We start from the raw sequence: 18,820 nt of genomic DNA, 5'->3' as shown, positions 1-18,820 counted from the left end.
CCTATTTGCATATTTTCTATGTTCATTCAGGCAATAATATGGTCTCGAATTTCTTGAATCATCCGTTTTAGACGTATGATGTCAGACAACTACGGCCAATCATTATGCCCTTGGGTGATACAGATTGTATACATCTTTCAATCTAGTTTTTGTCACATGCGTATAAATTTGCGTGGTTGAAATATCTGCATGGCCGAGCATTTCCTGGACTGAACGCAAATCGGCTCCATTCTCTAATAAATGCGTAGCAAATGAGTGCCGTAATGTATGCGGCGTTAATTTCTTCGTAATACCAGCATCCCTTGCTGCCCCTTTAAGAATCTTCCAAAAGCCTTGCCGGGTTAATGGTCGGCCATGCTGATTCACGAATAATGTCTTGGTGTCATTCTGTTTCGTTAATCTGCCACGGGCATGTTGCAGATATTCCTCAATGGCATTTCCGGCAACATCGCCGAGCGGTACAATCCGCTCCTTCTCCCCTTTTCCCAAGCACCGAACAAAACCCATGGTTAGATGCAAATCACTGACTTGAAGGCTAATTAGTTCCGTTACCCGCAACCCAGTCGCATACAGTAACTCCAGCATCGCCTTATTCCGGATCTTCAATGGCGTATTGCCACTTATGGAAAGTAATGATTCCATATCAGCCGGTGATAAAACATCCGGAAGTTTACGTTCTTGCCTGGGTGATTCAATATGTAAACAAGCATCATGGGTTACGAGCTGTTCTCCAATCAGAAAACGATGAAACAAGCGAATAGACGACAATGTTCTGGCAATAGTGGCGGCAGATTTACTACTATCCTTTAGTGTGTAAAGAAACCCCATCACGTCACGACGCTGTACTTGCTCCCATGTAGACCTTCCCGCATCCGTTTTAATGTAAGACAAATACTGATGTAAGTCACGCTTATAGGATGTTAACGTATTTTCCGACAATCCTCGTTCTATTTTCAAATAATGAAAGAAATCGTTCATTTGCGATTCTAGCATGACTATTACTCTCCTAATCGAAAAAATAAATTCAATCGATCAATGAAACCGTCATCTGTTTGATATACTTTGACAGCTGGTCCGTCAGGTGCATCATAACGATGGATCTGTTCATATTCCGTATGCATCACACGAAGTCCAAAATAAAATAAAAATGTACACCCAATAAAAATGATGAAAATTTTTAATGTATCCCATATCATTTGCTTCATAAGGCATGTCCCCTTTTAAGTAAAGCTTACCTAATTAAAAGATATGCCAAAAAAGCGGAACAATATACATCGAAGCATAAATAAAACAAAAAGGAGTACATTCAAACATCAGATAACCCAATCTTTCCATGCAGGTTACATCTTCAAAATACGCTATTTTCCCTAATTTGTAAATTAGAGTGACTGTATTTGTATAAATAGAATGAAACTGACGATACTTGTTTTTATAGTCTGAAATTCGAGGTGTTTGGAGATGAATAAAGAGAACTTTTCCATTGTGGGTAAGGATGTGCAACGAATCGATGCAGCAGATAAAGCATTCGGTCGAGTGAAATACACCGGAGATGTTTCGATCCCGGGCATCTTACATGCCAATTTACATACAAGTGAATATGCCCATGCAACAATCAAATCTATTGATACAGCTGAAGCTTGGAACGTTACCGGTGTACAAGCTGTATTAACTGGGGAAGATTTGCCGCTGCTTGTCGGCCCCCTGCTTGCTGATCGTCCAATCCTGGCCCGAAAAAAAGTTAGATACTACGGTGAACCGGTAGCAATGGTGGTTGCCGACACCTATCAGCATGCCAAACAAGCAGCCAACTTGATTCAAGTAATCTATGAGGAATTACCTGTCGTCAACTCTCCAAGTGAAGCGGTTCTACCTCATTCACCCTTAATTCACGAGGACTTAGGCACGTATAAGGTTCAAGTAGAAGGTGTGCACGCGATTCCGAATACCAATATTGCCAATCTGACGAAAATCCGAAAAGGAAATATGGATACTGGCTGGAGTGAAAGCGATGTAACCATTGAAACGAGCGTATCCTTCTCACCTTCTGACCATGCTGCGCTGGAAACAAGAGTTGCTCGCGTCGAAATCCTGCCTGATGAACGAATAATGATTTATTCTTCAACACAGGGACCTTTTTATATAAAAAAATTATTCACCCAGTTTTTCAACATTGATGCTGGGAAAATTTCTGTTCATACACCAATGCTTGGCGGTGCTTTCGGTGGAAAAGGAACCGTACAACTGGAATTCCTGGCCTATGTAGCTTCCCGTGCTGTTGGTGGGAAAATGGTAAAAGTTCAAAACACACGAGAAGAAGATTTGATCACTTCTCCCGTCCACATTGGACTTGAGGCAACGGTAAAACTTGGGGCCTCCAGCGACGGAAAATTAAAGGCAGCCACTTACGAATTTTTATTTGATAGTGGAGCTTACTCAGACATGGGTGCCGGAATGAGCAAGGCTGGTGCCGTTGACTGTACCGGGCCATATCGAATTGATAATGTAACATGTGAATCTCATTGTGTTTATACCAATCATCCATATGCGACATCATTTCGGGGGTTTGGTCATAATGAACTGACATTTCTCATGGAACGGGCAATGGATCTGCTTGCGGCAAAACTAAAAATAGATCCGCTTGAACTCCGGCTCAGGAATGCGATCAAACCAGGTGACACAACACCAACGCAAACACATTTAAATGCGAGTAATGTCGGTGATGTATCCTCCTGTTTAAAGAAATTACGACATCTCATTAAGTGGGATGAAGGACAAAGGTTTACGACCGAAGATGGTAAAATACGGGCAAAAGGAATGACTTCGTTTTGGAAAACATCCAGCACCCCGCCAAATGCAACAGCAGGTGTCATTATCACCTTTAACCGTGATGGAAGTGTCAATTTAAACTGTGCTGCCGTCGAACTTGGTCAAGGGACAAAGACAGTACTTGCACAAATCCTGGCGGAACGATTAAAAATGGATATGAAAAAAATTCACGTAACCATGGAAGTTAACACCCAATATGATCCCCATCAGTGGAAAACCGTAGCCAGCAGTACAACCTATCTAGCTGGACGCGCGGTAATTACAGCAGCTGAAGATGTGATCAAACAATTGAAAAACACGGCATCGATTGCATTGAAGTGCACACCTGCCGACCTTGAGGTGGCAAACGGAACTATCTTTCTCAAGGACAGCCCTGAATACGGAATAAAAATCAAGGATGTGGCGATAGCTTATAAATACCCCAATGGTAACTCGGTTGGCGGTTTGGTTATTGGTGAAGGGTCTCATGTTGTCCGACATTTGACACCATTAGATCCGGAAACCGGCTTTGGAAAACCGGGGCCGCAATGGTCGGTTGGTGCACAAGCGGTTGAGATCGAATTTGACCCTACGGATTGCACATACAAGCTGATCAAGGCTGCAACGGTACTTGATGCTGGAAAAGTTATCAACCCAAATTTAGCAATTGGACAAATGCGTGGTGGCATGTACCTCGGTTTGAGCTGGGCATCAAGAGAATCGTTTACCTTTGATGATGATGGAAAAGTGCTCAATCCCAAACTCAGGTCCTACGATATATTGCGGTCTAGTGAAGTTCCGGAATACCTTGTTGATTTCGTGGAAACGCCGCTTGTTGACGGGCCATACGGTGCACGGGGAATTGGTGAATATGGTGTCATCGGCATGGCCGGTGCACTCGCCAATAGTCTGTCACTTGCCTGCGATACGAACATCAATCAGCTTCCTCTTATACCGGAAACGATTTGGCGAAAACGAGGTGGAAGCAAATGATTGCCTTTGACTTTGAATATTATAAACCAACAACGATACAAGATGCTGTCACCTTATATAACGATGTGCGGGCAAGCGGGAAAATCCCTCACTATTATGGAGGCGGCACCGAATTTATTAGCCGAGCCCGTTTGAATGAAATCCATGCAGATGTGGTGATTGATTTGAAGGGGATCCCTGAATGCAATGAATTCCAGGCAAATGAAGATCAATTCATTATTGGTTCAGCTGTTACCCTGACATCAATCGCCGATTCAACCTTTTTTCCTTTGCTGACAGATGTGTCACGGGCAATTGCCCATCGGACTGCCCGCAATAAGATAACGATCGGCGGCAATCTTTCTAGTCATCTCATTTATCGGGAAGCACTTCTTCCTTTTTTGCTTGTGGACAGTAAGGTTGTGATCGCTAAAAAGGGAGGAATCGAAACGGTCTCCATTCATACAATTTATCAGAACGGCATGCAATTGAATGATGGAGAGTTTCTCATCCAAATTATCACAAACACAAAACTTACGAACTATCCATACTGGAATTGTAAAAAAACGAAACATTCGAAAGTGAATTACCCGATTATCTCCCTTGCCTCGCTGGAAGTAGACGGAAACTTGAGAGTCGCATTTAGTGGTGTCTGTGATTTTCCTTTTCGCATCGAGCAATTAGAAACCGTATTAAATGATACCACCAAATCGGTGCAAACAAGAATTCAACAGATGCTGGACCATTTCCCAAGTGCAACACTTGATGATATGTACGCATCACGGGAATACCGAGAATTTGTACTGACACAGGAATTAACAAAATTACTGCAAAACAAGAAAGGGGCATCCTGATCATGAATGGTACACAAGGAAATTTGATCACATTACATGTTAATGGCCAACAGAAAGATATCTATGTACGTAATGCGGAAACACTCTTGTTTACATTACGCGAGCAATTGGGATTGATGGGCGCAAAACCCGGGTGTGGTAACGGTGATTGCGGCGCATGCACCATTCTCGTTGACGGCGTCCCAGTCAATTCCTGCCATGTACTCGCCGTAGAGGTGACCAATCATCAAATCACAACGATTGAAGGGCTGCTTGATCAATCCATGCAGCAGGCCTTTATTAAAAATTGGGCCATTCAATGCGGTTATTGCACACCAGGTTACGTGTTAAATAGTTATGCGCTGGTTGAAACCTTTCCGGATGCAGATGATGCCATGATTGATGAATGGCTGGAATCTAATATTTGCAGGTGTACCGGATATCAAGAAATAAAAGAAACAGTGACAAATATGTTGCATGTGAGGCAACAACAAAATGGCTAATATATGGGAGATCATTGATGAAATCGCTCATTCACGGGAGCAAAGTGTGTTAGCAACGATCATTCAAGTAGAAGGTTCTGCATATCAAAAGGAAGGCACATCCATGCTGTTTTTGGCAAATGGACAGCAAATAGGAATTATTAGTGCGGGCTGTCTGGAAGCCGACTTAGCCATCCGCGCGATGAAACTACTGATAGAGCCGTCAGTCCAATACCAAACATTTGTCTATGATACAAGTGCTGAAGATGACTTATCCTGGGGACGCGGCCCCGGATGCAATGGAAAAATTCACATCCTGCTGGAAAGAGTAGATGCTGCACAACGCCACAATCTGTTTACGTTACAAGCATATCTCCATCGCGGGATTCCAGTTGTCATGATGAAGATTTTTGGAAAAATCCCTTCGACTATCTGTACGTTCTACATGACGCAGGATCAGCAAATTTTTGGTTGTCGTGATGTTTTATCACATCCGTTACGAAAAATAGCACAGCGTGAAAATAAATCACGCCTCCAATATGTCGAAAGCTTAGATCGAAGCGTCTATATTCATCATTTTGAGCCGCAACCAAGGTTATTTATTTTTGGAGCTGGCCCTGATATTACACCATTGGTTGCTTTTGCCTTACAGACAGACTTTGCGGTTACCATTTGGGACTGGCGATCGACAAGGTTGGACAATAAAGTTTTTTCTCATGCAGACTTGATGACCAACCCATCAATTCCAGAAACTATGCATGCACTGGATTTCCGACCAAGCGATTCCGTTATGATTATGACGCATGATTTTCAAAAAGACAAAGAACTGCTTACGTATTTACTGCCCAAAAGTCAACAGATAAATTATTTCGGCATTCTGGGACCACGCAAACGTACTACCAAACTTTTACAGGGAAGATCCATCCCAGACCACCTTCATTCCCCAGCAGGACTTACAATCGGAGCTAAAGGACCGGAAGAAATTGCTATTAGTATTATCGCCGATATTATTAGAAATAGAAAGGAAAAATCGTATGGAAAGAAACATATCATCAACGGAGAGCAAAATAGTAGCGATTTATTTAGCGGCAGGCAAAAGTAAGCGATTTGGTAAAAATAAACTGCAACAGCCACTTGGGAATGTTTCACTTGGTAGTGTTGCTCTGCGTACTGCCTTACAATCAACGCTTGACAGGATAGTCGTGGTTATCGATACAGCGGACGAACTCGATTGGATCCCGACCGGGTTATTTTCAACGTATCAAATAAAATGGTTTCACACAACGTGTATGGATACCGCTAGAGGACAATCGTATTCGCTGAAATGTGGTCTGCAATTCGCGGAAAAACTTCAAGCTACAGCTGTCATGGTCATATTAGCTGATCAACCATTTATTTCCGTAGATATGATTAATAAACTAATTGAACAGCATACAATCCACCCTGACACAATGTTTGTAGCCGCCACTTTTTCCAATGTGCCATGTCCCCCTATTTTGTTTACCAGTAGCATGTTTCCTAAACTTTTCCAATTGAAAGGTGACAACGGGGCCCGTCAATTGCTACAACATGAATCGGAAAAAGGTCAATTTGTTCCTTTTTCCGATTCACTGGCATTTTTCGATATCGACACGGTTACGGATTACCAAAAAATCAGGAACTCTCTCTTGCATTAAGGGCAGTCCCTTTACTCAATGGATGATTTAATCAAATGTAGAGTTTGAGCAGCTTGGTGAATTTCATGATCAAGCTGCTTTAACTGTTGTTGTGTACCTGTGGGTAATGCGAGAGCGAGCTCGGGAGCAGCTTCTTTTAATTGTTGCAGCTGCTGTGTCGCCTGCTGCAGGCACTGTTCGGCAGCTTGAAGCTGAACCTGCTGCGGGTTGGCCGCCTGTGCTTGTCGAACCGCTTGGTGCGCCTGTTGCAAGGCGTTATGTGTTGCTTGAAAAATCTGTTGCAATTGTTGCTGGTTTGGAGCTGACTGCTGTTTGTTTTGCATTTCGGTATGTAAAGCCGATAGCTGGTGCTGCATAAGTTGTTGCTTCTGATAACGTTCGGCTACGGTTTGTTTTGGTTGCAAAGTGATCCACTCCTGTTGCGTTATTATCCGTATTATTTGTGATTATTTCGGTTTTATCCTACTCTTAACGAAATAAAACCCCTGCTACAAACGGATATCAACTGCATGACAAGATTCGATTCTATTCGGTTTCAAAGAATGGAAGTCACAAAGGCATTGCAACGAAAACTGCAAAACTTTTAACCCAAAGCAAAAAACCGCCCAATTACTTGGACAGTTCCACTCATTGTTAGCCGTTATGGAATTTCTGCATACCATTTGTATGTAGAAATATCAGGACATGACATCTTATACGGACTTAACGGTAATCTTCTGACATTGTTTGCAAATTCCATGAAACGTTAAACGATGGTCCTTTACTTGGAATCCCCAATCGTTCTCAACTATTTTCTCAACATCGCCTAATAAATCATCAACAATCTCCTCGACCGATCCACATTCAATGCAGACAAGATGATGATGAAAATGCTCAGCACCCTCTTTTCGCAGGTCATAACGAGATACACCATCACCAAAATTTATTTTATCGACAATTTTCAATTCAGATAATAACTCTAACGTACGATAAACGGTAGCAAGTCCAATTTCCGGTGCCTTTTCCTTAACCAATAGATAAATATCTTCTGCGCTGAGATGGTCTTCTTCACGCTCCAATAGTACCCTGACAGTAGCTTCCCGTTGCGGAGTTAGCTTATAGCTTTGTGCATGGAGTTGTTTTTTAATATGCTCAATACGATGTTCCATTGCCATGCAGAATCCCCCCTCTTCCCCCAATCACATTATATGCATTTTGAAAAGCCATGTCAATTTATAATTATTTTAAATTGCCATCAATAATGATTATTATATAATAGCTATTATTGTTTGTAAAGAGCTTTGACTACTGATTCGAACGCTTCATTACTGACAAAGGCTTCCATTCCGGCCGCAATAACACAAAGGCCTAATAACAGAGCGAAGATGGTCACATATTTGCCAAATGGGGGCAGAATTGACTGGGATAATCGGCTCGAGAATAATTTATTTATTAAAGTTAGCGAAAAAATCATGGATATACTTCCGGCTACGATGTAAATTGGGATGATCAACAAATTTTGAGGAGCAATCGCAAGTGTTGCAAGTGCCAATCCTTTTAAACCAAGCTGGTTGACAATAAAGCCAACAGAAAAACCCACAACCAGTCCCTTTAAAAACAGCAATATCCATACGATTGGCAACCCTATCACGGATAAGCCCAGAATGAATAAAAGTAATAAATATTTGGTGTGGTAAAAAAAGCTTTCTTTTAAAATGGCCATCGAGCCAACTTGTTCCTTATCCATAATATTACCAAAAAAACGCTCTAAATAAAAAAATAAGTCCTGCTTTTGGACGAAATTCATGCTGTTTACGATAATGGCACCAAAAACAATTCCGGTCAAAAATAAAATTATCATAAATAGGTATATTGCTGCATGTTCCCTTATGTGGTTTACTGTCAATGTTTTCTTTTGGTACATATAGGAATCCTCCATTTCAGATTTGCATAGCGGGAAAATTTATCTCAGGCAGGATAGAAATCTTGTCCCATTGTCACCTGTGACAAAGTAAAACAACCCGTTTTTATACAATGTCTATAATTCAAATCTATGAAGAATTCCTGTTAAAAATACCAAAATTACTTTATTCCAGTTGTTTTTTGTTTCGAAGCAATCTGTAACGGCCTTGCCAGCTCCAGTACCCATTGACGTTTCACTTTATTACTCTGACTGTGCAATCCGCCCATATCTTCCGCCGCCGCCAGCTTGAATCGTCATGTTTCCCTCTCGCATTTGAATAATAGAAGCTGCTAGTTTTTCCGGGATGATTTCTTGTAACTCTTCTGATGTAGCATGGTGAATAACATACATTTCTGTGTGAAACCGATCTAATAGTTTTTGGAATGTCTTTGGACCAAGTTTTGGTAAATATTCTAGTGGCACTTGATACAAATACGGTGGTCGATTTCGCGTAACAGACGTAGCATCCGCGAGCTCCTGGATACGATCAAATACCCCATTAACAATTTTTTTTGAACCGCAGTGCGGACATTGCTTCGTTTGATAGGCAACTTGCGCCTCACAATTGCTGCATACGGTTGTGTGATATTTTCCTAATTGCGGATTCATGCCAAAGTTCTTCGTAATCATTCGCCCATTCACCCCATGCAGGGCCCAATAAAATTCACGAAACGAGGGCTCGTCCATTTTTATTTCCTGATATTCTCTGGCAATTTTTGCTAACGAATGCGCATCCGAGTTGGAAACAAACGTGTAATTCTGTAATTCACTAATTTGATCTGCCATATCCGTATCGGAACTCAGTCCTAGTTCAATACCGTCAATTAAATCGGGATCAAATACTTCTGTCAGCGACTGACGCACCCCTTTGCCATACATGCTTTTAAACGGGGTAAACACATGGGCTGGAATAAAAATGCCTCCCAATTCCTTTACCTTATACTGCAACGCTTTAGCTGTTCCATAATAGCGTTGGGAGCTTAGTGTAATATTCTTCATTTTTGTCGTTAGCCATTCAGAAAATCGTTCCATTTTTTCTAGAGTTGGGAGAAAACAGAGAACGTGAATCGGACCTTTGCAATTTTCATCATAAATTTCAATTTCTGATCCCAAAATAAGTGTTACCTTTTCAAAGCGAATCCCGCCATTGTCCAGTTCAAAGGCGGCACCATTTTCGATTAATTGTTTAATTTCCTGCTGAACAGCCGGTGCATGGCTATCAATTACACCGACCAATTGGATCCCTTTATTTCTGCTTGCCTCTTTTAATATATTTGTTAACGTCAGTGTTTTCGCACCAGTTATTTTCACGGCTTTATCATACATATCCCGGCCGATATGGATATGCATATCGGCAAAATACGTTTGCAACATCGGTTACATCATCTCCAACATTTCTAAATAAAGTATCGCATAGTTTGTTTTCGCATCATGTATGCGGTGATCGTTGACATATTGTTTTGCTTCGTCCAAGGTTAATTCGATGAGTTCAACAAATTCATCATCATCTCCAGCCGCTTTTTTTGTTAGGGGCTCTAAATGATCGGTTAGATAGAGGTACATTAACTCGTCAGCAAATCCTGGAGAAGTATAAAAAGAAGTGACAAATTGTAACGAGTTCGTTGTAAACCCTGTTTCTTCTTCTAATTCCCTTACCGCCGTTACTTCTGGTTTCTCTCCAGGTTCCAGCTTACCTGCCGGAATTTCCACCAATGATTTTTCAAGCGGTTTCCGATATTGTTCTACCATCATAATTTTTTTGTCTTTGGTAACCGGAATAATCCCCACCGCTCCAGGGTGTTTGATCAACTCCCGTTTAGCGGTCTTCCCATCCGGTAAGGTTACTTCATCCACTTGTAGCTTAACCACTTTGCCGTCATATATCTGCTTTGATTGAATGGTTTTCTCTTCAAATTTTTTCATGTGATCATCCTTATCTAAATATGCTATTCCCTATTTTAACACAACTGAAAAACTTGAGTTTACAGACGGCTATTTTTACAATGGGAATAGGCTATCGGAAACGGAGGGTATGGAAATGAAAAAAAATCAACTTGGAACATCCGATTTATATATATCCGATTTAACACTCGGCTGTATGTCACTGGGCACGGATAGCACACAAGCACAAACCATTATGGAACACGCTTTGGCCGCCGGAATAAATCATCTCGACACTGCCGATTTGTACGATTTTGGGCTGAATGAGGAAATTGTTGGTAAAGCGATCAAAGGAAAACGGGAACAAATTATTTTGACATCAAAAGTAGGCAATCATTTTAATCGCGACACAAAGGATTGGTTCTGGGATCCGTCCAAAGCACACATTAAAGAAGGCTTGAAAGATAGTTTACGACGATTGAATACAGACTATATCGATTTTTATATGCTACATGGCGGAACTTTGGATGATCCCATTGACGAATCCATCGAAGCATTTGAAGACTTAAAACAAGAGGGGCTTATTCGCGCCTATGGCATATCTTCTATCCGTCCAAATGTGATTAGGGAATATGTCAAACGTTCTAATATTGATGGAGTCATGATGCAATATAGTATGCTCGATCGCCGTCCAGAGGAAGAAACATTGGACTTGCTGGCAGAAAAGCAAATCAGTGTCCTTGCCCGTGGACCATTAGCTAAAGGAATTTTAAGTAATAATGGCAGAAAGCAGATCGAACGCAAATCGCAGGACGGCTACTTGGATTATACGTATGAGGAATTGGTTCATATTTATGATGAAATAAAAGACATCATTGGAGTAGAAACATCGTTCAATACCGTCGCCCTTCAATACGTACTCCAGCATCCAGCGGTGGCAAGTGCTGTGTTTGGAGCCAGTTCTGAGGAACAGCTTGCTGAAAATGCTGCAATTAATGAGGCAGCAGCCTTAACAGATGAAAAATATCGAGCATTACAAGCTATTACGAAACCGGCACAATATACGAACCATCGTTAATCTTCCTGTAGATGGATCGCCATGTTTTCATGGCGATCCTATTTTTTATTCGTAAAGAAAGCATAAAAATAACGAGGCTTTTCCTGCTTAAAAATGAGGCGCCAGAGTCGAATTCCATTGGGAAAACTTGCGGCACCAACTGCTGGGATTAAAGTAAAAAGGTAACTCACAGCTATACAGCGCCATAAGACAATTTTTTTAATTTGTCACTAACAAATGAATTTCATTTTTGGATGGATCCTTGACAACGTATATCTCATTTTCCCGTTTTACGGATACTCCCAAGTGTCTTAGGCTATTCACCCTTTCCTCCCTACTTTCGTTATTCGCAAAAATAAGCGAATACCAATTGAGTCCAACACTATTTTCGGAAGGGGCCGATGCATCTTCCCCGTTCCATATATTCATGCCAATATGGTGATGATAGTTTCCGGTTGAGGTAAACAATGCCCCCGGATAGTGTGTCACAACCCGGAAACCAAGTCCATTCACATAGAACGTTTCTGTATTTTTGAGATTTGCAACATGCAGGTGGATATGCCCTATAACAGTCTCTTCAGGCAATCCGTTATATTCCTGATCACTATCTGCAAGCAGACTGCTGGCATCAAGCGGCTCAGTCGACATAATTACCTGCCCATCCGACCAGTCCCATTCATTCGATAACCGATCATGATATACTTCTATCCCATTACCATCAGGGTCATTAAGGTATAATGCTTCACTTACTAAATGATCGGACGCACCAAGCTGCACGCCTGCCTTGGCGACATGCCTCAAAAAACTGGAAAGATCAGCGCGTGAGGGAAGCAAAATAGCAAAATGAAACAATCCGGTTGTCCGTCCCTCTTTCGGCACTACATTTTCCGGTTGCTCTAATGTCAAAAGAGCCGTTTTACCATCTGCTGTTAATACAGCTTTCCTTTTTGTTTGATCCAGAATACGAAATCCAATGATATGTTGATAAAAAGACAGTGATTTTTCCAGATCTGTTACATTTATACTCACTTCACCTACATATGTCGTTTTTTCAAAAAAATTCTTTTCCAATCAGTTTCATCCCTTCACCCAAGGTTTTTAATTATTATTATATACTAAGTTACTTTATGTAAGTATAATAGCATAATTGTTGATTATAAACAAGTTTCTACTGATTTATGTTTTATTTTCATTATAGCCAATGACCTATTCTCGCAAAACTTGATTCAGTGGGGGTTTTTGCTCCCTAGTGCAGGCGAAGACATAAGAATGTGGCGTTCTTAGCTTGCCAATTCATCTGCACTTTAATAAAGAAATTATGCCTAAGTTCTCAAGCATCTGAGTTATAACACCTTTGTGACCTTCATCGGGCAAGTGGAGGGCAGAAACAGACTTTGTCATGTTGTTGACTCTCACTTACCTTCCTTAAAACTCTCCGTGAAGCGTAGTAGGATAAATCATTTTTTTAACTCCATAACACTAGCGATCAAACTAATAAACCCACCAACGGCCAGAATGATCGGGACAAATGACAAGCTTGATATCGAATCCTTCGTCACGAGGCCATAAACACCATAACTACATATGAGAAGACTAGCGATTAATCCTAGCCATGTTTTCATTTTTCTATTCATTGCAGGCACCTCCCAAAAAATTCCATAGGGTTAAATTATGGCCGCATACCCCACGGTTCCAACTGCCCTATGACCATTTTTTCCTCTTTTTGTATAACAGCGTTAATTACACCATCTGCTATTTCCTCATGAGTTAGCCACCTGGAATAATTCCCTTCTACAACAAAGCCCAGTTGAATGGTATGATATTGGCACATAGATGGGACTGATAACCGAGATTTAATGGATGCTAGATTTTGACTACTTCCTTTAATGTGGAAAAAATGATAGTTTTTTTGTTGCTGATCCCTGATTTCGTTTAAAATGACGGGTATCGTCTGAGGAGCATCCCGATGTACCCATGCAACTACTGTATCAATTGCTCCATGATAGTTTAGGGCATGTTTAATGTGCTCGCTTAACGCTTCCGTATTTTTATAATCCAAGGAAAGGAGATCGACACTTACATTATTTGGCTCATCAGGTTGAAGACGATTTAATCTTTCTTTATTTCGCGCCACTACGGTAGTATGTACTGAATGCTGAATAAGCCACTTGGAAACATTCGTCAGCATACCTGTTCCCCCAATGATAAGTGCATGCATGTCTACTTGGCTCCTTTTAAAGTAGTTTAAAATTCAACATAGAACGGGTGAACTTGCGTATCTAAACAGTATTCAATCCTCTGCCTGAAATTTTTCAACGTAACCATTTCTAACGCTGTATTAATCGGAAAAAAGCCAACCTCCAAACTTTCTGGACTAGTAGTAGGTACTCCGCCAATGGGGACGCCTAAAAACAATGTATTGCAAATTGATTTTTTTACGTTTTGAAAAACTCCGCAAAATTTAGTAATCTCGGTATCGATTCCTGACTCTTCTTTTGTTTCCCTGATAGCAGCGTCCTTTAATGATTCGCCCTCTTCTACCTGACCACCAGGCATTTCCCAGCCTCTACGGGGGCCTTTAATTAATAGAATTTCACGTTGGCTGTTTAGCACAATGGTTGCTGCTGAAACGATATGTTTAGGTTGTGTCATATCATTAACCTCTTTTCATTTTTTAATTTAAAATCTCCAGCAACTCCTATTTTCTTGTTCCAATTTCAGTTGCCAATCTACATGATCATTTCATTACAATACCATGTCAGGGCTTTTTTCTCTATTGTCAAAACAAGTTGTTCTTTTCCTTTTATGTATGATGCGATATCATGAGGGAATCGTTGAGTCAATGCCTCCTTTAAATCCCCATATTGTTTAGCGACATCGGGATGCATGCGTAAATAATCCCGAAATGCGAGATGTCGTTTGATATCAGGATGGTCACGCTCATAGATGTGAACATGATGAGTTCGATTATCTCCACCTTTCTGAAAGTATCGCCGCCCTGGCAGTCCATTTTCTCCCTTTACTTCATACCCGATCTGCTTCATTGCATCGTTAAATAAAGCAACATTATTAATATCCTTTACAACTGGCATGATATCAATAATTGGCTTAGCCTTTAATCCCATTATCGATGTACTCCCAATATGGTGAATGTCAACAATTTCAGAACCAAAAATCTCCTCCAGTATGTTCGCTTCTTTTGTAAATTTAGTAGGCCAGTCCTCATTATAGGGTGTTATCTTAACCTGTCTCAATTCTGCTCGCTCCTTTTAAAGAATGTTCTCGCTCGAATGAAATCCAGTAAAAATTTTCTATCTTCCTCAAAGGAAAGGTCCAATTTTTCTATCTCATCAGCCGATTTCCAGTCTACTTCAAAAATTAAATGATCCGGATCTTCAATTGCTAAGCAGCCGCCAATCTTTTCAACTTCAAAATAGTGCACACCCTGATACCCCCTCCATACTTTCTTTGATAAACAACGGTTTCATAACGCCTGCTTCATAGCCTGTCTCTTCCTTAATCTCCCTAATACAACAGGCTTCATAAGTTTCGTTGTGATTCTTTTCCCCTGATGGAATGGTCCATAATTTCTTTTCTCCGGGTAATCCTTGCTTGACCATAAGTATTTTACCTAGCTCGCTGATACAGACCCCTGCAGCACCATACCATTGTTTCATTTACTCTCCCCCCATCATTTCTCAGCTAACCAAATTGTCCACCGATCTTTTTTTATAACTGGATCATCTGGTATCGATTGGTTTAAAGTCGATTTGTTCATTCATACAGGCCGCAATGCTGCCCTGAGTGCTTTATATCTTTTTAACACAATTTTCATTTTAACATAAACAAGCCAATACTTCTTTCAAATGGTTGAAAATTAAAAAAGTGGTATCAGAAATAGAATCCGATACCACTTTTCATTTTATATCAATTATCTTTCGTATGTCATTGGTAACAAGCCAATTGGATTTTATTCCACAATGGTAACTTCTACCGTTCGCCTCCCCCAGTTATTCGCTTGATCCTCATTAGTAACATGGACATCTATCCTATTTCCATTAATAGCACCGCCGGTATCTGCGGCCACAGCATACCCGTAGCCCTCCACATAAACTTTTGAACCAAGTGGAATAACATTAGGATCAACCGCAATTACTCTGGCATTCGGATCCTCCCTTAAATCTAACCCAGTTGCAGTAACCCCGGAACATCCATCGCAATAAGCGGTATAAGCAGTTGCTTCAACAGATAATGTTCTTCCGTCTGCGTGTGTTTGTTGTTCCTCTTTTTGAGGTTTACTTGTTTCTTTGCTGGCTGTCGCAACATCATTTGACTCCGTTCCTACGTCTTGATCTGTTGTATTCGTTGTTTCCTCTGCACTTTGCTGTGTTGTTTTCGGTCCATTTACAATCAATTTCTGTCCAATAGTAATTAAATCCGACGGAAGATCATTCCATGCTTTCAACTTCCGGACCGTCACACCATCTCCATATGTTTCACTAATCTCACTTAGTGTATCGCCTTTTTGTACTATGTAATACTCTATGTCACTTTCATGAAGTTTCAATACATGTTTCGGATAAATAAAGGTAGATTTCAACCCATTTATATTCATCAAGTCTTCCACGGTTGTATCGTGGTTGATTGCTATATCCCAAAGCGTGTCTCCCTTTTGTACCTCATACTCAGCCGCAGATACATTCATTGCAGAAAAGCTGAATATCATTAACCCCGCAAACAACGCTAGTAATTTTTTCATTATGTTGTCCCCCTTTTAATTACATCGTACGACCGGATCTCTCCATTTATGGTTACAGCTTGTTTTTAAAAAGGTTACAAATTGTGGACAACATTACAATTGGAATACATTAAACTGAATTGGTTCTATCCGCTTTATCCCTTGTATATAATATGCAGAGCCGCTCCATTCCTAAAAAGAAAATACCACAGTTAAATCAACTGTGGTATTCGCATACATATTTACCTTGATATTACGGGCGTGCGTAAGGCCGCTGTCATCAAGGGCGTGATTGATACTATTCTTTTCTTTTGGAAGCATTTGCTCTGCAGATCTGATTCCACATTATGAGGAATGTGTCATGATATGCTGCGTGCAATTATGCAGTTCTAACTTCCATCCATCTTTATTTTTTTGCAGTATAGTCAGTGAACAATTGCCAAGTGATGCTTCTACATCATCGTCAGGAAGCAATTCTCTAAGCAGATGTTTAATAAAAGAGCCATGACTGACGATTAATATATTTTTTCCATTATGTTTATGGAGGATTTCGCTCAAGATAGATCTGCCTCTAGTCATAATACTATTATTACTTTCCCTCTCTAGATCCAGCTCTCGCCAATCGACACCCCACTTTGCAACCCGTTCCGCTTCCGTTGTACCCTCAATTAATCCGCCGCTAACTTCACGCAGCCTGGGATCGAAATGAATCGTTATGTCGTTCATTTTGTTTGCAATTGTTTCAGCGGTTTCTTTAGCTCTAGCCAAATCACTAGCATACATTACGTCCCAATCCTCTGTTTGCAGACGCTCAGCAAGTGTTGCTGCTTGGCTGCGTCCCTCGTTATTCAACGGGACATCCGCACTTCCTTGTGCCTTCCCCTCCTGATTCCAATCTGTTACGCCATGGCGTACAAATCCAATTTTTATCATTTTTTCACGTCCGATCTTCATGTTATTTACAGGTAGGATCCTTGCTCTCCTATTCTGCGTGTGTGTCGTTCACTCTTTCATCATTTTATCATAGTATTCGCTCACCAGTGATCCATTTCGGAATCGTTCAACTTACTAAAAGTTATTTGGAACAACTGTCAGCTTTTCTCCTTGTATTCTACAAATTTCCATTGAATAAAGAACATCCATTCGCATATAATAGATATACGAACGTTAGTTTCCTTCAGGGGAGGATTTGTATGAAACGTGTGATTTTTTTAGTGGATATGCAAACATTCTATGCTTCCGTGGAAAAAGCGGAAAACCCACAATGGCAAGACCAACCAGTCATTGTATCAGGAGACCCAGAACGGCGGAGCGGGATTATTCTAGCGGCCTGCCCTATTGCTAAAAAATATGGAGTGAAAACGGCTGAAGCATTATGGGAAGCACAAAATAAATGTCCTGAAGCTATTGTGGTCAGGCCACGGATGCAGCGATATATCGATGTGTCGTGTCAAATCACTGAAATATTGGAGCATTATACAGACCTCGTTGAAGTATATTCTGTTGATGAACAATTTTTAGATGTGACGGGAAGCCAAAAGCTATTTGGTGATCCTTTCACCATTGCCCGTAAGATCCAAAAAGAAATTATGGAAGAAACAGGCGTCTATGCGCGGATTGGGATTGGACCGAATAAACTATTGGCGAAAATCGCTTGTGATGCCTTTGCTAAGAAAAATAACGATGGGATTTTTCAGTTGGATCAATCCAATATGAAAGAAACAATGTGGAAGCTCCCGATTGGTAAGATGTTCGGAATCGGGAGCCGAATGGAACAGCACCTGCAGCGGATGGGCATTCACATTATTGGGCAGCTGGCAACTTTTTCTGCGGAGGCATTAACCAAACGCTGGGGCATCAATGGGCAGGTTCTCTGGCAAACTGCGAACGGGATTGACTACTCTCCGGTAACAACAAAGACACATGACCGTCAAAAAGCGGTTGGCCATCATATGACACTGCCCCGAGATTATGAAACCTTCGATGAAATAAAAGTAATTTTACTGGAATTGAGTGAAGAAGTTGCCAGACGAGCCCGTACCAGCGGTTATCGCGGCAACACCGTGTCGGTCGGCATTCAGGGGATGAACGTTACCTTTCCGACCGGTTTCCACCGCCAGGTAAAACTTGCAACGCCAACTAATTTTGGCATGGATATTTTTCAATCGGCATTGTATTTATTTCGTATGCACTGGGATCGACAGCCCGTTCGCAGTGCTGGAATTACCTTATCACAACTGCAGCCAGCCAACCCTTTGCAATTAAGTTTTTTCGATCTTTCCTTGAAAAAGGAACAACTTGCTAAAGCAATGGACATGATTCACGCAAAATATGGACCAACCGCTATCGTTCGAGCAGCGTCTCTAACAAATGCCGGGCAAGCGTTTGATCGGGCCGAGAAGATTGGCGGGCATTATAAGTAAAATGAAAGGGT

The 18,820-nt window shown here is 41.1% G+C and carries 23 protein-coding genes; 7 read left to right on the top strand and 16 right to left on the bottom strand.

Annotated elements, in window-relative coordinates:
• Positions 1 to 102: 102 nt before the first annotated feature.
• Both xerD and WMZ97_RS13440 read right to left on the bottom strand, forming a co-directional pair.
• Positions 103 to 993, bottom strand: coding sequence for a site-specific tyrosine recombinase XerD (xerD, locus tag WMZ97_RS13445; protein ID WP_343272604.1), 891 nt, complete (start codon positions 991 to 993; stop codon positions 103 to 105).
• 5 nt (positions 994 to 998) lie between these two features.
• Positions 999 to 1,205 (bottom strand): YqzK family protein, encoded by a 207-nt coding sequence (locus WMZ97_RS13440; RefSeq protein ID WP_343272603.1) that lies wholly within the window; start codon positions 1,203 to 1,205, stop codon positions 999 to 1,001.
• A 253-nt stretch (positions 1,206 to 1,458) separates the two neighbouring features.
• Between WMZ97_RS13440 and WMZ97_RS13435 the strand changes: the two genes are divergently transcribed.
• Genes WMZ97_RS13435 through WMZ97_RS13415 form a run of 5 tightly spaced genes read left to right on the top strand, consistent with a single transcriptional unit; the run spans position 1,459 to position 6,768 of the window.
• A complete protein-coding gene (locus WMZ97_RS13435; protein ID WP_343272602.1) occupies positions 1,459 to 3,798 on the top strand; it encodes a xanthine dehydrogenase family protein molybdopterin-binding subunit in 2,340 nt (779 codons plus the stop codon).
• Positions 3,795 to 4,631, top strand: coding sequence for an FAD binding domain-containing protein (locus WMZ97_RS13430; RefSeq protein WP_343272601.1), 837 nt, complete (start codon positions 3,795 to 3,797; stop codon positions 4,629 to 4,631). The genes WMZ97_RS13435 and WMZ97_RS13430 overlap by 4 nt, the downstream gene beginning before the upstream one ends.
• 2 nt (positions 4,632 to 4,633) lie before the next feature.
• The gene (locus tag WMZ97_RS13425) at positions 4,634 to 5,113 is read left to right on the top strand and encodes a (2Fe-2S)-binding protein (protein ID WP_343272600.1); all 480 of its coding nucleotides are present in this window, start codon (positions 4,634 to 4,636) and stop codon (positions 5,111 to 5,113) included.
• The gene (locus tag WMZ97_RS13420) at positions 5,106 to 6,194 is read left to right on the top strand and encodes an XdhC family protein (protein WP_343272599.1); all 1,089 of its coding nucleotides are present in this window, start codon (positions 5,106 to 5,108) and stop codon (positions 6,192 to 6,194) included. Before WMZ97_RS13425 ends, WMZ97_RS13420 begins: the two co-directional genes overlap by 8 nt.
• Complete coding sequence (locus WMZ97_RS13415; RefSeq protein ID WP_343272598.1) at positions 6,127 to 6,768, top strand: NTP transferase domain-containing protein; 642 nt, start codon at positions 6,127 to 6,129, stop codon at positions 6,766 to 6,768. The genes WMZ97_RS13420 and WMZ97_RS13415 overlap by 68 nt, the downstream gene beginning before the upstream one ends.
• Positions 6,769 to 6,779: 11 nt before the next feature.
• On the opposite strand, the gene WMZ97_RS13410 is transcribed toward WMZ97_RS13415, so the two are convergent.
• The 5 genes from WMZ97_RS13410 to WMZ97_RS13390 form a co-directional block, all read right to left on the bottom strand.
• Positions 6,780 to 7,172: a hypothetical protein gene (locus tag WMZ97_RS13410; RefSeq protein WP_343272597.1), complete on the bottom strand. Its 393-nt coding sequence runs from the start codon at positions 7,170 to 7,172 to the stop codon at positions 6,780 to 6,782.
• Between the two features lie 288 nt (positions 7,173 to 7,460).
• Entirely contained in the window at positions 7,461 to 7,916 is a 456-nt protein-coding gene (gene fur / locus WMZ97_RS13405) for a ferric iron uptake transcriptional regulator (protein ID WP_343272674.1), read from the bottom strand.
• Between the two features lie 113 nt (positions 7,917 to 8,029).
• Positions 8,030 to 8,671: a stage II sporulation protein M gene (gene spoIIM / locus WMZ97_RS13400; protein ID WP_343272596.1), complete on the bottom strand. Its 642-nt coding sequence runs from the start codon at positions 8,669 to 8,671 to the stop codon at positions 8,030 to 8,032.
• 240 nt (positions 8,672 to 8,911) lie between these two features.
• Positions 8,912 to 10,084: an endonuclease Q family protein gene (locus WMZ97_RS13395; RefSeq protein ID WP_343272595.1), complete on the bottom strand. Its 1,173-nt coding sequence runs from the start codon at positions 10,082 to 10,084 to the stop codon at positions 8,912 to 8,914.
• 3 nt (positions 10,085 to 10,087) lie between these two features.
• Entirely contained in the window at positions 10,088 to 10,633 is a 546-nt protein-coding gene (locus WMZ97_RS13390) for an NUDIX hydrolase (protein ID WP_343272594.1), read from the bottom strand.
• A 115-nt stretch (positions 10,634 to 10,748) separates the two neighbouring features.
• Between WMZ97_RS13390 and WMZ97_RS13385 the strand changes: the two genes are divergently transcribed.
• Positions 10,749 to 11,669 (top strand): aldo/keto reductase, encoded by a 921-nt coding sequence (locus tag WMZ97_RS13385; RefSeq protein WP_343272593.1) that lies wholly within the window; start codon positions 10,749 to 10,751, stop codon positions 11,667 to 11,669.
• A 198-nt stretch (positions 11,670 to 11,867) separates the two neighbouring features.
• On the opposite strand, the gene WMZ97_RS13380 is transcribed toward WMZ97_RS13385, so the two are convergent.
• The 9 genes from WMZ97_RS13380 to WMZ97_RS13340 all read right to left on the bottom strand — a co-directional run bounded on the left by WMZ97_RS13380 (position 11,868) and on the right by WMZ97_RS13340 (position 17,319).
• Positions 11,868 to 12,719, bottom strand: a complete 852-nt coding sequence (locus WMZ97_RS13380; protein ID WP_343272592.1) for a VOC family protein — start codon at positions 12,717 to 12,719, stop codon at positions 11,868 to 11,870.
• Between the two features lie 386 nt (positions 12,720 to 13,105).
• Positions 13,106 to 13,282: a hypothetical protein gene (locus tag WMZ97_RS13375; RefSeq protein ID WP_343272591.1), complete on the bottom strand. Its 177-nt coding sequence runs from the start codon at positions 13,280 to 13,282 to the stop codon at positions 13,106 to 13,108.
• Positions 13,283 to 13,317: 35 nt separating this feature from the next.
• Positions 13,318 to 13,866 carry a Rossmann-fold NAD(P)-binding domain-containing protein gene (locus WMZ97_RS13370; RefSeq protein WP_343272590.1) on the bottom strand — a complete coding sequence of 183 codons (549 nt, stop codon included), beginning with the start codon at positions 13,864 to 13,866 and terminating at the stop codon, positions 13,318 to 13,320.
• A 26-nt stretch (positions 13,867 to 13,892) separates the two neighbouring features.
• On the bottom strand, positions 13,893 to 14,300 hold the full coding sequence (locus tag WMZ97_RS13365; protein WP_343272589.1) for an NUDIX hydrolase: 408 nt from the start codon (positions 14,298 to 14,300) through the stop codon (positions 13,893 to 13,895).
• A gap of 77 nt (positions 14,301 to 14,377) precedes the next feature.
• Complete coding sequence (locus tag WMZ97_RS13360) at positions 14,378 to 14,902, bottom strand: GrpB family protein (protein WP_343272588.1); 525 nt, start codon at positions 14,900 to 14,902, stop codon at positions 14,378 to 14,380.
• Positions 14,899 to 15,090: an NUDIX hydrolase gene (locus WMZ97_RS13355; RefSeq protein ID WP_343272587.1), complete on the bottom strand. Its 192-nt coding sequence runs from the start codon at positions 15,088 to 15,090 to the stop codon at positions 14,899 to 14,901. The genes WMZ97_RS13360 and WMZ97_RS13355 overlap by 4 nt, the downstream gene beginning before the upstream one ends.
• Positions 15,077 to 15,325, bottom strand: a complete 249-nt coding sequence (locus tag WMZ97_RS13350) for an NUDIX hydrolase (RefSeq protein ID WP_343272586.1) — start codon at positions 15,323 to 15,325, stop codon at positions 15,077 to 15,079. Before WMZ97_RS13350 ends, WMZ97_RS13355 begins: the two co-directional genes overlap by 14 nt.
• A gap of 293 nt (positions 15,326 to 15,618) precedes the next feature.
• Positions 15,619 to 16,407, bottom strand: coding sequence for a LysM peptidoglycan-binding and 3D domain-containing protein (locus WMZ97_RS13345; RefSeq protein WP_343272585.1), 789 nt, complete (start codon positions 16,405 to 16,407; stop codon positions 15,619 to 15,621).
• Positions 16,408 to 16,731: 324 nt separating this feature from the next.
• Positions 16,732 to 17,319 carry a histidine phosphatase family protein gene (locus tag WMZ97_RS13340; protein ID WP_343272584.1) on the bottom strand — a complete coding sequence of 196 codons (588 nt, stop codon included), beginning with the start codon at positions 17,317 to 17,319 and terminating at the stop codon, positions 16,732 to 16,734.
• Positions 17,320 to 17,579: 260 nt separating this feature from the next.
• On the opposite strand from WMZ97_RS13340, the gene WMZ97_RS13335 reads away from it, so the two are divergent.
• On the top strand, positions 17,580 to 18,809 hold the full coding sequence (locus WMZ97_RS13335; RefSeq protein ID WP_343272583.1) for a DNA polymerase IV: 1,230 nt from the start codon (positions 17,580 to 17,582) through the stop codon (positions 18,807 to 18,809).
• Positions 18,810 to 18,820 lie beyond the last annotated feature (11 nt).

The sequence above is a fragment of the Lentibacillus songyuanensis genome (genome assembly GCF_039548255.1).
In the GTDB taxonomy this organism is placed as follows: Bacteria; Bacillota; Bacilli; order Bacillales; family Amphibacillaceae; genus Lentibacillus_C; species Lentibacillus_C songyuanensis.
This window is presented reverse-complemented; position numbering and strand designations above follow the sequence as displayed.

What these genes read in the sequence shown, in the direction of transcription:
- WMZ97_RS13425 (WP_343272600.1), top strand. Translation starts at nt 4,634, where the DNA reads ATGAATGGTACACAAGGAAATTTGATCACATTACATGTTAATGGCCAA.
- WMZ97_RS13420 (WP_343272599.1), top strand. Translation starts at nt 5,106, where the DNA reads ATGGCTAATATATGGGAGATCATTGATGAAATCGCTCATTCACGGGAG.
- WMZ97_RS13430 (WP_343272601.1), top strand. Translation starts at nt 3,795, where the DNA reads ATGATTGCCTTTGACTTTGAATATTATAAACCAACAACGATACAAGAT.
- WMZ97_RS13370 (WP_343272590.1), bottom strand. Translation starts at nt 13,866, where the DNA reads ATGCATGCACTTATCATTGGGGGAACAGGTATGCTGACGAATGTTTCC.
- WMZ97_RS13340 (WP_343272584.1), bottom strand. Translation starts at nt 17,319, where the DNA reads ATGATAAAAATTGGATTTGTACGCCATGGCGTAACAGATTGGAATCAG.
- xerD (WP_343272604.1), bottom strand. Translation starts at nt 993, where the DNA reads ATGCTAGAATCGCAAATGAACGATTTCTTTCATTATTTGAAAATAGAA.
- WMZ97_RS13390 (WP_343272594.1), bottom strand. Translation starts at nt 10,633, where the DNA reads ATGAAAAAATTTGAAGAGAAAACCATTCAATCAAAGCAGATATATGAC.
- WMZ97_RS13350 (WP_343272586.1), bottom strand. Translation starts at nt 15,325, where the DNA reads ATGAAACAATGGTATGGTGCTGCAGGGGTCTGTATCAGCGAGCTAGGT.
- WMZ97_RS13435 (WP_343272602.1), top strand. Translation starts at nt 1,459, where the DNA reads ATGAATAAAGAGAACTTTTCCATTGTGGGTAAGGATGTGCAACGAATC.
- WMZ97_RS13440 (WP_343272603.1), bottom strand. Translation starts at nt 1,205, where the DNA reads ATGAAGCAAATGATATGGGATACATTAAAAATTTTCATCATTTTTATT.
- WMZ97_RS13395 (WP_343272595.1), bottom strand. Translation starts at nt 10,084, where the DNA reads ATGTTGCAAACGTATTTTGCCGATATGCATATCCATATCGGCCGGGAT.
- spoIIM (WP_343272596.1), bottom strand. Translation starts at nt 8,671, where the DNA reads ATGTACCAAAAGAAAACATTGACAGTAAACCACATAAGGGAACATGCA.
- fur (WP_343272674.1), bottom strand. Translation starts at nt 7,916, where the DNA reads ATGGAACATCGTATTGAGCATATTAAAAAACAACTCCATGCACAAAGC.
- WMZ97_RS13335 (WP_343272583.1), top strand. Translation starts at nt 17,580, where the DNA reads ATGAAACGTGTGATTTTTTTAGTGGATATGCAAACATTCTATGCTTCC.
- WMZ97_RS13365 (WP_343272589.1), bottom strand. Translation starts at nt 14,300, where the DNA reads ATGACACAACCTAAACATATCGTTTCAGCAGCAACCATTGTGCTAAAC.
- WMZ97_RS13375 (WP_343272591.1), bottom strand. Translation starts at nt 13,282, where the DNA reads ATGAATAGAAAAATGAAAACATGGCTAGGATTAATCGCTAGTCTTCTC.
- WMZ97_RS13345 (WP_343272585.1), bottom strand. Translation starts at nt 16,407, where the DNA reads ATGAAAAAATTACTAGCGTTGTTTGCGGGGTTAATGATATTCAGCTTT.
- WMZ97_RS13385 (WP_343272593.1), top strand. Translation starts at nt 10,749, where the DNA reads ATGAAAAAAAATCAACTTGGAACATCCGATTTATATATATCCGATTTA.
- WMZ97_RS13415 (WP_343272598.1), top strand. Translation starts at nt 6,127, where the DNA reads ATGGAAAGAAACATATCATCAACGGAGAGCAAAATAGTAGCGATTTAT.